The sequence below is a fragment of the Ruegeria sp. CDSB086 genome (genome assembly GCF_059611065.1).
On sequence record NZ_JBXWOV010000006.1, the window covers coordinates 68,914 to 83,482 of the forward strand.

At 51.6% G+C, this 14,569-nt stretch carries 16 protein-coding genes; 3 read left to right on the forward strand and 13 right to left on the reverse strand.

Annotation, left to right across the window (positions count from 1 at the left end):
- The first annotated feature begins 80 nt into the window (after nt 1–80).
- Entirely contained in the window at nt 81–893 is an 813-nt protein-coding gene (locus AC2FIO_RS13345) for a nucleotidyltransferase domain-containing protein (RefSeq protein WP_496698198.1), read from the forward strand.
- 85 nt (nt 894–978) lie between these two features.
- Here AC2FIO_RS13345 and AC2FIO_RS13350 read toward each other — a convergent pair whose 3' ends face one another.
- From AC2FIO_RS13350 to AC2FIO_RS13405, 12 genes are all read right to left on the reverse strand, one after another.
- Nucleotides 979–1,293 carry a monooxygenase gene (locus AC2FIO_RS13350; protein ID WP_170347533.1) on the reverse strand — a complete coding sequence of 105 codons (315 nt, stop codon included), beginning with the start codon at nt 1,291–1,293 and terminating at the stop codon, nt 979–981.
- 30 nt (nt 1,294–1,323) lie between these two features.
- Nucleotides 1,324–1,701, reverse strand: coding sequence for a hypothetical protein (locus AC2FIO_RS13355; RefSeq protein WP_496698199.1), 378 nt, complete (start codon nt 1,699–1,701; stop codon nt 1,324–1,326).
- An 11-nt stretch (nt 1,702–1,712) separates the two neighbouring features.
- Nucleotides 1,713–2,156 (reverse strand): MarR family winged helix-turn-helix transcriptional regulator, encoded by a 444-nt coding sequence (locus AC2FIO_RS13360; protein ID WP_282153916.1) that lies wholly within the window; start codon nt 2,154–2,156, stop codon nt 1,713–1,715.
- A gap of 346 nt (nt 2,157–2,502) precedes the next feature.
- A complete protein-coding gene (locus AC2FIO_RS13365) occupies nt 2,503–3,489 on the reverse strand; it encodes a type II secretion system F family protein (protein ID WP_058278685.1) in 987 nt (328 codons plus the stop codon).
- Between the two features lie 14 nt (nt 3,490–3,503).
- Nucleotides 3,504–4,472, reverse strand: a complete 969-nt coding sequence (locus AC2FIO_RS13370; RefSeq protein WP_058278684.1) for a type II secretion system F family protein — start codon at nt 4,470–4,472, stop codon at nt 3,504–3,506.
- Complete coding sequence (locus AC2FIO_RS13375) at nt 4,469–5,860, reverse strand: TadA family conjugal transfer-associated ATPase (RefSeq protein ID WP_058278683.1); 1,392 nt, start codon at nt 5,858–5,860, stop codon at nt 4,469–4,471. The genes AC2FIO_RS13370 and AC2FIO_RS13375 overlap by 4 nt, the downstream gene beginning before the upstream one ends.
- 12 nt (nt 5,861–5,872) lie before the next feature.
- On the reverse strand, nt 5,873–7,102 hold the full coding sequence (locus tag AC2FIO_RS13380) for a CpaE/TadZ family protein (RefSeq protein WP_282171110.1): 1,230 nt from the start codon (nt 7,100–7,102) through the stop codon (nt 5,873–5,875).
- The gene (locus AC2FIO_RS13385) at nt 7,099–7,746 is read right to left on the reverse strand and encodes a TadE/TadG family type IV pilus assembly protein (RefSeq protein WP_058278681.1); all 648 of its coding nucleotides are present in this window, start codon (nt 7,744–7,746) and stop codon (nt 7,099–7,101) included. Before AC2FIO_RS13385 ends, AC2FIO_RS13380 begins: the two co-directional genes overlap by 4 nt.
- A complete protein-coding gene (locus AC2FIO_RS13390; protein ID WP_496698204.1) occupies nt 7,743–8,240 on the reverse strand; it encodes a TadE/TadG family type IV pilus assembly protein in 498 nt (165 codons plus the stop codon). Before AC2FIO_RS13390 ends, AC2FIO_RS13385 begins: the two co-directional genes overlap by 4 nt.
- A 14-nt stretch (nt 8,241–8,254) precedes the next feature.
- A complete protein-coding gene (locus tag AC2FIO_RS13395; RefSeq protein WP_282171113.1) occupies nt 8,255–9,790 on the reverse strand; it encodes a pilus assembly protein TadG-related protein in 1,536 nt (511 codons plus the stop codon).
- Between the two features lie 9 nt (nt 9,791–9,799).
- The gene (gene cpaB / locus AC2FIO_RS13400; protein WP_082637174.1) at nt 9,800–10,759 is read right to left on the reverse strand and encodes a Flp pilus assembly protein CpaB; all 960 of its coding nucleotides are present in this window, start codon (nt 10,757–10,759) and stop codon (nt 9,800–9,802) included.
- A 144-nt stretch (nt 10,760–10,903) separates the two neighbouring features.
- Nucleotides 10,904–11,080 carry a Flp family type IVb pilin gene (locus AC2FIO_RS13405; protein ID WP_145975006.1) on the reverse strand — a complete coding sequence of 59 codons (177 nt, stop codon included), beginning with the start codon at nt 11,078–11,080 and terminating at the stop codon, nt 10,904–10,906.
- Nucleotides 11,081–11,585: 505 nt separating this feature from the next.
- Here AC2FIO_RS13405 and AC2FIO_RS13410 point away from each other — a divergent pair.
- Together AC2FIO_RS13410 and AC2FIO_RS13415 are read left to right on the forward strand one after the other, a co-directional pair.
- Nucleotides 11,586–12,428 (forward strand): helix-turn-helix transcriptional regulator, encoded by an 843-nt coding sequence (locus AC2FIO_RS13410; RefSeq protein WP_496698208.1) that lies wholly within the window; start codon nt 11,586–11,588, stop codon nt 12,426–12,428.
- Between the two features lie 316 nt (nt 12,429–12,744).
- A complete protein-coding gene (locus AC2FIO_RS13415; RefSeq protein ID WP_282120596.1) occupies nt 12,745–12,933 on the forward strand; it encodes a hypothetical protein in 189 nt (62 codons plus the stop codon).
- Nucleotides 12,934–13,134: 201 nt separating this feature from the next.
- Here AC2FIO_RS13415 and AC2FIO_RS13420 read toward each other — a convergent pair whose 3' ends face one another.
- Nucleotides 13,135–14,370 carry a hypothetical protein gene (locus tag AC2FIO_RS13420; protein WP_496698210.1) on the reverse strand — a complete coding sequence of 412 codons (1,236 nt, stop codon included), beginning with the start codon at nt 14,368–14,370 and terminating at the stop codon, nt 13,135–13,137.
- Nucleotides 14,371–14,569: the final 199 nt, after the last annotated feature.

Sequence of the window (14,569 nt, forward strand, 5' to 3'; positions counted from 1 at the left end):
CGCGGTTGCTCCCCCAGGTCCTGTCAATAAAACCATGATGTACCGTTCCAGATGGCCGTCTTGATACTGTGAGAAACCCAATGAACCGTCTAACTTTCGCGTCCAGCGTTTCGCCTGAGAACGAGCAGGTCATCCAATCTAAGCTTACCGCTTTAGAAGCGGATCATGATGTCCGAGTGCTGTTCGCCATTGAAAGCGGTAGCCGTGCATGGGGTTTCCCGTCTCCCGACAGTGATTACGATGTACGCTTCATCTATGTACATCCGCCAGACTGGTATCTGAGTATTGAGCCCGGTCGCGATGTCATCGAACTGCCCATTGAGGGCGATTGGGACATAAACGGGTGGGATATTCGCAAAGCGCTTGGTTTGTTGATCAAACCTAACCCCGTGATGTTGGAATGGTTGTCCAGCCCTATCAGGTACAGATGGAATGATGCGGCATGTGAAAGGCTGATTGCCTTCGCAGCCAAGACGACGTTCGGAGAATCCTGTCTGCACCACTATCGCAATCTGGCACAGAAACAGTGGGACAAGCACGTTGGTGAGAGCCAGGAAGTGAGCTTCAAAACGTATTTCTACATATTGAGACCCGCCTTGGCGATCTCCTGGATCAGGCAGATACCAGACACGCCGCCGCCCATGAACCTGCATGATCTCATTAAAGATCAGGACCTGTCTCCCAAGCTACTCGGGCATATTGACAGGCTTTTGGTGTCAAAAAGCAAAACCAAGGAAATGGGCCGTGGGCAGCGCATAGAGATCATTGATGATTTCATACGCGATCAAATAGCGTGGGCGACCGTTGTGAAAAAGAACGAAGATCGCCTCGACCTTAGGGCCGAGGCCGATAACTTGCTGCGGCACATCGTTAAGGAATTTGCCAAGGCTTAAGATGCCATTCAGCCGTGCGAGGCGTCCGGTTTGCGCAACAAACCGGACATCAACTCTTACCATGCCAATGTCCGGTTCTTTTAAGTCAGCTTTCAAGCGGTGCATTGTTGATGCGGCTGACATCCTCCATGATATCGAACACATGGTCGGCGGTCACCGTGATCCCAATCGCTTCAAGTCGCTTCAGGTGCATACTCTTGTAGCTTTCAAGATATTCGCGGTTCCGAAACAGGTATGTGGACCCATAGTGATTGGTTCCATCTTCGACAGTCCAGATTTTCCAGATTACTCCCGGCTCCTCCGCAATACTCTCAGCTAGTTGCTCGGTTCCGGCGAGAAATTCTTCGGTTATTGGACCATCGTAGGTCATATGCAGGTCCCAGATTTTCAGCGTGCTCATTTTCAGTTTCCTTTGCGAGGTTGTAGAGGTTCAGCGGTTCTTCCCAAGCTGGATGAGGCTCAGGACCGCAAGTAAGGCGAAGAAGATGGGGTCGGACCAACCAAACCCGGTGAAAATCCCTGTCAGGCAGGCATAAAACGTGATGACGACACCAAGCAGATTGGTCCACATCAGTCCGGTAAGAATGGCCAGAGCGGCGTCGCTGCCATGTTCAGCATTCCGAAACAAAAAACTGATGATCCCGATGCCACCCAGAAAGATCGAATTATGCTGTGACAGGAACATCGCATATTGGTCGTTCAACTGCAGGCCGTAGTTCGGCCAGAGGATGGCCGGGGCAAAGAACAGCGCGAGTGCGAAAAACATGTAGATCACGCCATGCGCGGTCAGGAAGGTTTTGTTTGTCATGTCAGGTCTTTCTAAGGTTGAGGCAGCTTTTTTCGGAGCTGGTTGAGTGTCTTAACCGTCTGGCGCTTATCCTGCGCGCTGAGATCTCCGAATATCTGGTCCAGAGCTTGATTGTGGATTGGCAGGAATTCGGCCACTTTTTGATGCCCCGCTGCGGTCAGGCGCAGAACGCGTGCGCGCCTGTCAGTTTCATCGACGCTCTTTTCCACCAATCCGGCCTGGATCAGGTTTTTGACGACCACATCCAGATTGCCAGAGGTAGATAGGGTCAGTCGCATCAAATCATTGATCGACAACGGACCCTTGTTGCTTAGCGTTTCAAGTGCGTCCCATTGCGGCGCGGTAAGCCCCGCCGAACGAAACGCTGGAACCATCGCGCGCATGAACAATTGTTGGCTGCGAAGCAGGGCGAGCACCAGGGCTTGGTTCTCTCGGGTTTGATTTTCGTGTCTCATGCCGCGCATATATCCCTAGTTAGGGATAAATTCAAGTGTGCCCCAAAGATTTGACCTAAACCGCTCAATCGCTCGATGTGCAGCATTGTGTAAATTTGGGTTCATCGCTGACGTTCTCTGCATACGGGATCGATGTCTGCTGCCAGGCAGATTGGAGTGATTGTGCGAGAGATTCGCAGATCGGCCGACACTCAACCAGAGATCGCTTTACATAACACCCGTTCAACGACGTTCGCGGTTTGTTGCCGAGGCGTTGAACATCCATGGGCTGCAGAACTCCGGGCTCTGTGACGGACCGGCAGCGCCCGGATTGACGTCAAACTTTTAACTGTTGTCTTCCTCGCTTTCACCCAAACATGTTGATCCATCGGATCACCATCGGTGAAAGGCAGATCAGCAGAAGAACGGGCATCATACACATGGCCATAACAGCTGACATCTGCACTGGCAGTTTGTTGGCCTTTTCCTGTGCCCGAAGTTCGCGATCCACACGCATGTCGGTGGCAAACCTCCGTAGAGAAGCAGAAATGCTGGTACCGTATTGGTTGGATTGCAGGAAGGCGTTCGCGAAGGAGTTTACCTCATCAATGCCGACGCGTTCCGCCATGTCCATAAAGGCGGCTTGGCGCTCTTTGCCAGCTTGCAGTTCCAGTTGGAGTATCGTGAATTCTTGCGAAATTTCCGGTGCTGCGTGCGCCATTTCATGCGACACACGCACCATCGCGGCGTCAAATCCTAATCCTGCCTCTATCGCTACTTGCAACAGGTCCAGCGCATTTGGAAGACTGTGTTCAATGGCCTGACGGCGCTTTCTAATACGGTACCGCAGCCACAGAGCAGGGCCGTAGAATCCGACTACCATCAGCGCGGTGACAATCTGCAATGCATTTACCCAGGAGATGCTCTGCAAAAGACTAGCAATACCAAGCTGAACCTGAATTTCTAACGGCAATGCCAACGCCGTAACGAAAGCGGCCGGTAGCACGAACCCCATAACCACACGAAACAAATAGAAAGTGCGGATGGCGTGTTTGCGCTGAATACCAGCCTGCTTAAGCATTCTGCCAATTCTGGAACGCTCACGTTTCGACGAGGGCACAAAAGCCTTTAGAAGACCATGCGGGTCGCTGTTATCCCCCTGGATGAGGTCGAAATCTGCGCCATGCCCCCGAGAAATTGATCCGACCCGCATCCGGCGTGCAGCCGTGTCATCAGTTGCGGTCATGCCGGAAATCCCGAGGATTACAAAGAATACGCTTACGGCGATCCCGCCCAGCACGAGATACTGAAGGGGAAGATCTTGGCTGTTCAGAAAACCTTGAATAAATTCCATTTTTCCGCTCCCTCTCAGAATTTGAACTTAACGAGCCGTTTCAGAATAAGCCCTTGAGCAATTGTCAGGCCGATGATCGCACACGCGAAATAGGGAAATAGCGGATCGTTTCGCACATCGCCGTAGAACGTAGGTGTGGACATCTCGATTGAGAAGTAGATGAACACCGGCAAGACCGTAAGAATAAGGCTGCTAAGACGGCCCTCGGCAGAGATTGCCTTGATCTTTTTTTGCATGGTTTGCCGGTCGCGGATGACTTGGGACAAAATGCTTAGGACACGTGCAAGGTTGCCGCCGGTTCCGTGCTGAATACCGATGCTGACCGCAAGATAGTTTGCGTCCTCTGTTCCGACACGTTTCGAGAAATCCTGAAACGCCGTTGCGACGTCGTCGCCGTAGTTAATTTGGTCTTGAATAATGCCAAACTCGGAACCTATCGGATCCGGAAGATCTGATGCCACATTCCCGACCGTTACAGCCACCGGGTGTCCGACCTTCAGGCCACGGGCCATAAGGTCCAATGCATCCGGCAACTGTTTTGTCAGTTTCCTGGATCGGGCATCCTTCATGGCGATCAGTACCAGCACCGGGAGAATAACGGCCAGAAAGCCGCTAAGAACTGCGGCAATTTCCGGGGCTAGGAGCCGGGATATTGCAACGAAGGCCGCTAGGGCTACACAAGTGGCTGCAAGGACTATCCAGATCGGATTGATCGTCAGCCCGGCTTGGACAAGCAGACGTCGAAAGCGCGCGATCAAACTGGGTTTTTCGCCAGGAGCCATCATTGCAGGGTCGCGTAACAATTGCAGAACCTGATCGGTCGAGGCGCCCCCCTGGATCAGCTTCATGCGCCGGTTTCTGGCCTCGCTGAGGGATTCCTTGCGCAGGAAAAGCTGCTGTAATCCTTCGTATGCAAGAAGAATTCCAAGGAAAATCGAAATGTAGAACAGAATGTTCAGGGTGTTCGGTTGCAGGTCAATCATAACGACATAGCCCCACGAATAAACATGTTGGTATCTACGTTGACCCCTGCGGCAACCAACTGATCGAAGCATTTTGGCCGAATACCCGTAGGCAGGAATTCCCCAAGAATCTGCCCGTCCTCCGACTTGCCGCGACGTTTGAAAACAAAAATGTCCTGCATGGTGATTGTGTCATCTTCCATGCCGGTAATTTCCGAAATGCTGACGACTCTGCGGGAGCCGTCACTAAGGCGGCTGAGCTGGAGTACAATCTGTATCGCCGAAGCAATCTGTGATCGGATGGTTTTCATCGGCAAGTCAGTGCCAAGCATTGTTACCATCTGCTCAACCCGGCTTAGTGAATCACGCGCCGAGTTTGCGTGAACGGTAGTCATAGACCCGTCATGGCCCGTATTCATGGCTTGAAGCATGTCAAAACACTCTGACCCACGAACTTCTCCTACGATGATGCGGTCAGGCCGCATCCTCAGGGCATTGCGAACTAGGTCACGTTGGGTGATTACACCTTGCCCTTCAGCATTCGGAGGGCGGGTTTCAAGACGAACAACGTGGCTTTGCTGAAGCTGAAGTTCGGCAGCGTCTTCGATAGTAACAATACGCTGATTGCCATCGATAAACGACGATACAGCGTTCAGCATGGTTGTTTTACCCGTGCCAGTGCCGCCTGAAATGAGAATATTCAACCTTGCTTCGACAAGGGCCGCAAGGAGTTTGGCTGCCTGATCATTCATGCTGTTCTGATCAACAAGCTTTTTTATTGTTAAAGGGTTGCGGGAGAATTTACGAATTGACAAAGCTGGTCCATCGACGGAACACGGCCGAATAATTGCGTTAACGCGGCTGCCGTCTTCCAAGCGCGCATCAACCCAGGGCTGAGACTCATCGATACGCCGACCAACTTTGCTGACGATCTTGTCGATAATCCGCAGCAAGTGACGTTCATCGCGGAAGCGAACAGTAGAAAGCTCCAGAAGACCAAAGCGTTCGACGTAAACCTGATCAAAAGAGTTTACGAGAATATCGTTGATAGTCGGGTCTTCCAGCAACGGCTCCAATGGCCCCAGACCCATAACTTCGTGAATAAGCTCATCAACCAGCGCAGTGAAAGCCTCAGAGCGCATGTGCAGGTTTTCAGCCTCAATCAGACCGGTTACCAAAGATGCGATCTGGCGCTTCAATTCCGATCGTTCAACCTTATCGATAACCGAAAGATTGAGCCGGTCCAGAAGCTCACCATGCAAGCGGCTTTTGAGTTCCAGATGCGCCTGCAGATCGACATCTACTGGATCAGGAGTCGCCTTGGATTTGGTGGGCATGTCAATGGGTCGATCCAGTGTCAGCACATTCGACTTGGAAGCAACCTTGCGTGATCTAAATTCGTTGAACACGTTGATCTCCTTTTACGCTTTCTTCGTTGCCACGGGCTGAGTTTCAGCCGAGACCGCAGCGGCCAGTTTTGCCAAGGCTTTTCCAAGATCCGTTTGCCGCTTCAAGTCCACAATCGGCCGTCCAAGATCTACGGAGTTTCTGGCAACTTTCGAATTCTCGGGCAGCCAGTGTTTCAGGCTTGTCTTCAATACCTTCTCGGCCTCGCGGACATGCGAAGGCTTGATCAATGTGTTCCGCTCTCTGTTGACCACGAACTCCACCGGAAGGCCGACGTTTGCCTCGCGGTAGAAATCAATCAACCGCCGCGCCTGGCGCACGCAGGGGACAGTAGTATCGGTAACCAAAGCCAATTTGGTGGCCCGTTTGAAAATAGGTTCAACCCATTCAACGACGGCGCAGGGAAGGTCGATGATAATATAATCATAGCGATGTTGCAGAAGGTCCAGCATCCCTTCGATCAGATCAGGCCGCATCGATTGTAGGGGCACCATCGGGGCAGGCGCGCACAGAACGTCGACGCCAAGCCCATGCTCTTGCAGGATCGAAGACAGAAAATGATCGTCAGGAATCTTAGAGTTTTCGATAAGTTGAAGGAACCCGCCGTTGTCCTCGAGATCTAGAAAAACATTTGAGTTTCCGAACTGAAGGTCAAAATCCAAAAGGGCTACTCGGTTTTTTGCGGACTTCCTGAAGAAAGATCCCCGCCCGCCGACAAGCGAGCAAGCGAGGTTGACAGCAACTGTTGTAGCTCCGATTCCACCGCGCGCCTTTGCGACTGGTATCACCTTGCCCAACGCCGAAGAACCGTCTGAAATAGTGGTTCGCGAAACCGCGCGCGCATTTAGTTTCTCACTGACTGCGGCTTTCAAACCTTCGCCATCAATCGACAGCGGCAAAACCTCATCAATACCGATCTTGTACAATTCACGCGCCTTGGTGATCGACAGATCATTCTGAGTGAGTGCAACAAACAAGGTGTTATCGTCGCGGTGCGTCAGGACAGCCTCGATAGCGCGGAGCTCCCCTGTGTCATCAGGGTCGATTTCAAAGATCACCAGATCGTGCTTGAATGCAAGATCGAGGGCAGTTCCATTCAACATCTGAAACGATGCCCCGTTCCTGGTGACTTTATTTTCCTCATTTACGGGAAAGACATCCGCAACCAGCTGCGCGATCTCTTCGTTTTCCGAAACAAGCATAATTGCCTGCGATTTCGGTGTAAAAACATTCTGATCTCTCATCCTGACTCTCCTAATGCAAGGTCTTCAGCAGGCAGCGAGACGCTGAAGTTTGAGTAACCGACTGTCGAAGATATTGTGCTGTTAGTTGCGCCCGCGGCATTTGCCAGCGCGGCCAACGGTGAAACGAATTGAAAATCGTTAAGGTTCAATTCGACTGAGACCATGGGAGTATACGGGCCACCCAAGAAACCCAGATTGGGGTTGAAGTCATAATGAAACTGTAAGTTGTCTATTGTGGCATCCGGAGGCAAAAGCGGGCTAATCCGCGCCCAGACTTCCGAGGCCGTAGCATTGATTGCGACACCCGAACACGAAGGGGTTTGAGGATCCGCACAAACCCCGGCCGAGGCACTGCAGGACGTGCCAAACCGTGGTGACGAAGTAGAGGTGCCCCGCTGATGCGTCGTGGGTACTCCGGGGCACGCAGGCGGTCGAACGATTGCAATGCGCGCTGCCAGTTGCGAGGCTTTCTGAGCATTAGCAATGCTATAGGACATGCGACCGAAATCCAGTAGCGCCATGAAGAGGAACAGAAACAGGGAAACGACAATGGCGAACTCGACAAGAACGCCGCCGCTTTGATCCCAAAGAACTTTCTGCCCTCTGCGAAGCATGTGCGTGTGGATATGAAGCAGACCTTTCATTGCCCAAAAATCCTTGAAGTGTCCGAAACGTCAGTCGTCACCGAAGACAGCCCGTTGCCAAAGAGAGACAGGATTCCGCCCAAAGGAAATTGAATAGTAATGTTCGCGCTGACCGTACCGACAGGCGCCGGGTTGACCCGATAGGTTCCTGATACACAGGACAGACTGGGTGTCACCGAATTGACCGTTATGCTGGGCGGGAACAGGCTGTTGGCATTTTTGTCGTCCTCGACGATGCCCTTCAAAGTAGTAGTAAGTCCGGCAACATTGCCTCCAGAGGTGCAGATATCTGCGGGTGTCACTCTGGACAGATAGCGACTGGCGTCGCGAACGCCTGCTATGACCGATTGGTAGGACCACATCATGCGTGCAGATTCCAACGTGACCGCCAGCAGCAACAGCATAAGTGGCATGACCAGGCCAAATTCCACGAGGATCGCGCCATCATCCTTTTTTGCAAAGCGTTTCAGGGGGTCTGTGAGGCGGGTTTTCATGATCCTGCGTCCCATCACCGATACAGTTGCACGAGGTCGCGAAAGATACCGCCGAACCCATTGCCGCCGCTGCCAACACCTGAAACGTCAGGGAAGCCGACAACTTCGCCATGGATGTCAAAGCTGGGTGGCGAGCCGCCATCATCCCCAACTGGTTCTGTCAGGAAGACAGCAACAAACTTTGTAACCGGAACGCCCGTGGTCGAGCCGGAAACCGGATTTTGGGTACAATCGATGCCTGCCGCTGTTACGACACGACGGGCCGGGTCAGTCGACATTTGGTTCGAGCACATCGGGCGGCCGGTTTCCGCAAGCGAAGGGTCCAGGATCGAATTTGCGTTCGGCGGTGAATGTGGGTTGCTATTGCCGTGCGCGATTTCCCGCAGATACATTCCGTATCTTGTGCCAGCAAACACGCTATCCCTTACGCTAAGAGCCGGAAGGTGAGCATCGCTGCCAATTCCGTCTGCGATACCGTCTGCAAGGTCATGGTTCCGGTTAAGATACCCTGCGCGATCCCAGACGCCGTCTCCGAACCGGTTGTTGCCACCGCATGTGCCTGCCGCCATGCAAGTGTCTCGACCAAGAGCGACCGTGTCAGGCGTAACCTCTTCGTTACCCTGAATGCAGGAACCACCCCCCTTTTTCTGTATCCCTTTGATGACGTTCGGAGCCGGTGCAAAGTCCGGGTTGTTTTTTTCACCATTAAGCACGGAGCGGAAAATATCAAAGCGGACATTGAACGCCGCATTGGTGATTCCGACCTTCTGACCCGGTTCGGTATCCAGACCATTAGTCAACACGCATTGCGTAATCTGGCTTTGCGCTGCGATGAGGCAGGCAAGTTTGTTCCCGCCTTCGTCCGCACATACGCCAGAGGCATCTTCAAATGTCGCCAGGTCGATAAACCCAAAGTTACCCGGTCCCCAGGCGGTTCCGTTGCCACCGCTGCGCAGCAAGATTTGATCGCCGACGGTCAGGGTATTTTCCCAATCCGGCGGCAGGCAGAACATCAAAGGTGAGATATCGCAGGCCGCTTTGGAGTAACCGGCAACGGCCTCGGCCGAAACGCTGGCCGATATGCCGCTTCCACCAAACATTCTGTCCAAAGCCGAAGCAAGGTTCATGCTAAGGGATTTGGGTGTTAACACGACCTGCGCAAATTTGGCTTCTCGTGGGTTGGTGGTGACATCTGAGCCCAACGGCGTGAGGTCCGAAACCGGCAGCGCGGAGTGAAACAAAAGCGTATAATCCGACGAGCCCGAAAGCGTGGAAGGACCGTTGGCAAATGTCTGGCTGTCACTGATCAAGTTGGCCGCTGCATTGGTTGCGCGGGTGATAGCGTCGGGTTGTCCGTCCAACTCACCAGCGGCTGCCAAGGCTACGTGGTCCGCGAAGGACTGAAACTCTGCGTGGGTCGAGTTCAATCGGCCAACATCCAGCGTGATCGCAAAGAAACCGAGAAATGCAACAAATGCTGTGCCCCAAAGGATCGCGACCGTGCCGCGTTCGTCCCTTACAAAGAATGATATGTTGGCTTTAAAATGCATGGCGCAGACTTACTGTGCAGAGTTCTGGCTGACTTCGATCGAGCGGGCTTTTGGCTTGATCTCTGGGCTGACAGTTAATGGGGTGGACGAAGCATCCGTCTGATTGCTGGATTGCGTCTGGGGGGTCGTCTCCGCCTCTGTCGCTTCTTCGGCTCCGCGGGAGTTCCTCTGGATGATGACAACTTCGGATTCCGTGCCGCGATTCAACCTAACCGTCGGTTGAGTTTCGACTTCTTCAGTTGGACCTTCTTCTTGCAAAAGATCGCGCAGGCGAACCATTTCCATTGGCTCATCCTCGACACCGTCCAGCGTTCTTAGAGTGAGGCTCAGGGTCCCGGCTTTTTGAGCCAAAGCCAGGCGCTGTCCTTGCTGAGGTGTCACTTCCACTGTGATCGTGCGGGCAATTTCGGGTTGATCGCTCAGTTCTTCGGATTGCTGGTCGACGCCAATCACGCGGATATTCTGCAAAATAGTAACAGCGCGCAAATCCATCCTTGCGCCTTGAGTCAAAACGATGTCGACCCAATCACCCGGAGTGACAAATCCGCCGACCGCGGTCACGGCATCCACTTCGATCGCCATCGCGCGCGTGTTTTCACCCAGCTTTTGAACCAGCGTGACCTTCTCTCCGAAATTCGAAACTTTCGAAAGAAGCATGACTTCACCGGGATAGAACCGCCCCTTTGCGCGACGCAGCTTTTGGCGACTATCCGGAACAAGTACCCCTAACTCGGTAAAAACCCCTGCAGGTAGCGCTTCGCGTGGCCAGAGATGAGTTGTGACGTGATGATTTTCTATTGTTTGACCAAATGCAATCTCTGAGCGCGCAACGTAGATCTCAACGAGATCGGCGTTCGTCGTAGCACTGGGTGCAGTCGTGTTAAATTGGATGTAGTCTTTCGCCAGGAACACAGAGCCTGAAGCAATCGCAATTCCGAAAAATGTGGTAATAATTGGTCTGATACGCATCTCTGTCTCCAAAAGTTACGCTCAAAAATCTCGAAACTTCTACAAATGTGATTTCGAAAATCCCGGCGGTGTATTCTGCGCCGCTATACGGATGGGACGGCGCAGAATGTTGTTGTGGTTTGTAAATCGCAAGGAACCAATGGCTCAGCAGGTTGCGCTACCCAGAGCTGCGCAAGCACCCGTCACGTTCGTGTTTGTAGTGGTGCCAAGATAAGAGAACGCACCAACCGCAATTGACGCGACAACCAAAAGGGCAAGGCCATATTCAACAATTGCCGCGCCGCTTTCTTCTTTGACAAACTTCTTCATAAATTTGGTCATGTTTCCCCCGAAAGGTTAAATTGAAATCCACGTTGCGTTTGTCGCAACGCAAGCCAGACATTTTGCATTGGCTCTGAAATAACGGTAGCCGTGATAAAAATTCCCGCCTTCCGCGAAAAATAGGAAAAATACACCTTAAAAGTGTGTTTTTAATTTCATTAGTTACCTGAAGATGACAAAAATAAACCTTGCATTAACAAGGCCTTAACATTCATTCGAATCAGTATGTTTGGAAACAATTTAGTGATTCGAGGGGTAACTGTAGTCTAAAATCTCGTTCTTTGGATCGATCGGATGTCGACGTTTAATTTTCACAAAATTGAATTTTTAGTAATAAATTCAGATAATTAGCAACTAGTTCGGCGCCAAGCTTTATTGTACATCTTCATTTGAAGCTTCAAAAACCAGTTGCTGAGCTGATGAGACCTAAACAAGTTTGTAACTGCGGCGGGGGCTGCGAAAGAAATTTTGACCAGCAAAGTTTGCTGATTTGGTTGGTAGAGTAATGAGTGTCAGTTTTCCCAGAAGCGCCCAGGCGCAAAACAGCTTCAGATTCGTTATGGAATGGACACACGCTTTAGCGGGTAATAATTCCATTCCACAAGCTTTAAGAAAATTAATAGAGTTGGTTAATGCAGACGCTGCATTAATTGCGCGAACATTTAAGCTGGACCGAAAAGTAAGATACGTTGCTCGGTGTTGCAAAGAAGAAGGTAAAGTCTGGCCCTCTCAATCTCAAACTCAGGCAGAGCTGGTTTTGGGTGATAATTTTGCGACGGCAAAGGCTGGTTCAATTTGGACATTGTCGGATGCATTGATTGCAGACAAAGCAGCAATACCACGACATCTTGAGGGCGATTTAAAGGATTTGGGTGAGGTGATCATCGTTCCGCTTGATACGAGTGGCGGGCATGTGGATCACATCGAGCTGCATTTCCGGCATAAGCCTGCCCAATTTGATTTGGACTTACTGGCCATAATGGCGTCGACACTAGCGTCCGGTTGGAGCAATCGAACGCCTGGTTCAGCTTCCGCGATTTTTGAGAAGGGCCGAAATCACCATCTTAAGGAGGTTTCGGGAAACAAACGTGTTCCGATACTGGGTCCTCAAAATCCAGCAGGCCTGAGCCGGTGTGAATTTCGGGTTTGTGCCATGTTGAAGGAAGGATTTACGGTCAAAAAGGTTTCCGAAGCCCTGACTGTCTGCCCAACGACTGTTCGGTCGCATCTGAGTTCAGTTTTTTCAAAGACGGGCGCTTCTAATCAAGTTGAACTGCTGCATTTGTTAAATCGAAGAAATGATGCAGACCGCGGCTCCAACAATGCTGAAACAGCACGTATCGGCTGACGGCTAGTGAATTCGATAGCTGTAAAGCACCAAGTTAGCCGCACAGGTTGGCAAAACGTTCCTTTGTCTGTTCAACTACACAGCGATGGTGCAAGGCCAAATACGACAATTGCTGCTCATCTACTATCAAGGGTTACTTAAACCATCAGTGGGGATTTGAGCAGCGAAGAGCAACTTATACTATTGTTGATGTATCGGCTACAACTTTAACCAAAGATGAACAATGTGTTCTCGCAGTGTTCAACAAACATCGCGCATACTCATTCTACCGAGCCGAGACGGTTAAGGGCGCTTGGCTCCCTGGAAGGGGAACAGCATGATTAAGTCTGCTACTGAAAAAGCTTTGGATCCGATTCCTGTACGAATGAAACCATCACGTTCCACCGCGCACAAATGCGTGTCGAACACCACGAAATCCGGCAGCGGGCGTTTCTCGCCTGTCGAGATTGCTCTGACGGCTATCGTAAATAGCGAACAGTTTGAAAGAGCAAAAAAGGACGTCTGACCCTACATAAAGACGTCTGCAGTTTTCCAGGGACACGTCCTACCCGGGAAAACACCAATGCAAAAGCCCGCTCTAATCAGAGCGGGCTTTTTTTACAGTGAGAGGCAGGGTAAAGAATCCAAATGGTTATTGGGGAATGATGCGAACCCGTGCGATATTGGCGCGGACCAGGTCTTTACCAACACCCTTCTGACCTAGCACTTAGCCATTACTAACAAGTTCTTCCTCTTCCTCTCCATCAGGCGTCTGATCTTCTTCGGCCGGATCGATACTGACTTCTTCGTCATCGTACTTGTCTTCGTCATACGAATTGCCAAGAGCGGTTTTGACGGCTTCCTCGTCAGGATTAGAGGCTCGTACAGCGTCGAGAACACTGTCTTGCTGCTGCGCTGCGATGGCGTCATCTTCTGAAAACCCGCCCTTGTGGTGATCCAAAAGGTTGTCTTCTGCCTGATGCACGGCTTCTGCGGACGCCAACTGATCTTCCGTAGGTCGATCAATCGGATTACCATCTTCATCCGTGGTTAATTCGTGCGCATCTTTAACGGCTTGCGCGTCTTCCAAATCTTCAGGATCAGTTGTCCCAGGGTTGGCTTCCTCATTGGCAAGGATATCCTCGGCTTCTTCCAGGGACAGGGGGGCTTCGTCCAAGTAGTCCAGCGCTGCGTTGATTTCTTTCACGTCTTTGGGACTCAACGTGTTGTTTTCACCCATGATGTGATTGAATTTGGTGTCCGCAACGGCAAGGCCTGCTGCAAGGCTGACCGGCCCCGTACCTTTCATATACTGACCGTTGGCAATATGCGCGAGCTTTGCCTTGGGGCTGGAGTTAGTGGCGCCGTTCAACTTGCCGAGGTTGCGCGGTTCAAGCGCAAGCGTACTATCTTCTAGAATCGTTGCTTTCCTGCTTGGCGGGCGCAAAGACCGCTTAACTGAAGTAGTTTTTGTTCGTTTTGCAGTGGTGACTGGCTTGCTACCTTTGAACAGGCCGGCAATTCCCTTCCTTTGTGTCTTCTTGGCAGTTTGTTTTTTATTGCCGCCAAACAATCCATTCAGAGAGAATTGACCCTTCTTGGAAGATTTCGAGGAGCTCCGTTCAGAGCCTTTTGAATTGTGACCAGATTTCCCGGCAGCTTTGCTTGCGCCGTTTGTGGATGCGGTTGATCCTTTACCTTTATCTTTTCCGCTACTCGCGCTGCTGCCGTGGCCTTTGCCACCGCTGTTGCCTTTGTCGCCCCCGTTACCATTGCCACCGCCGTTACCATTGCCACCGCCGTTACCATTGCCACCGCCGTTACCATTGCCACCGCCGTTACCATTGCCTTGCTTGGCATAGGCGGTATCGGGGAATGTGAACGCCCCAATAATTGCAGTAGATCCCAGCAAAGCGATTGCTATTGCAGAGGCTTTCATTAGGCCGGTCGTTTTGATCTTCATGACGGTCCTCGTTTGTTAAATGCGAATTTCCACACACGATGAAATGCGTAGAAAAATGACAGCACGAGTGTGCGTGCCGGAATCAGGAACTAACTGACAGATTTAAGCCCATTATCGTTGAACCTGCGACGAACCGGCCGTTCATCGCCAGTTCATCTTAAAATCTGTAGAATTGAGGCGCAGTTACGCGATATTGAGT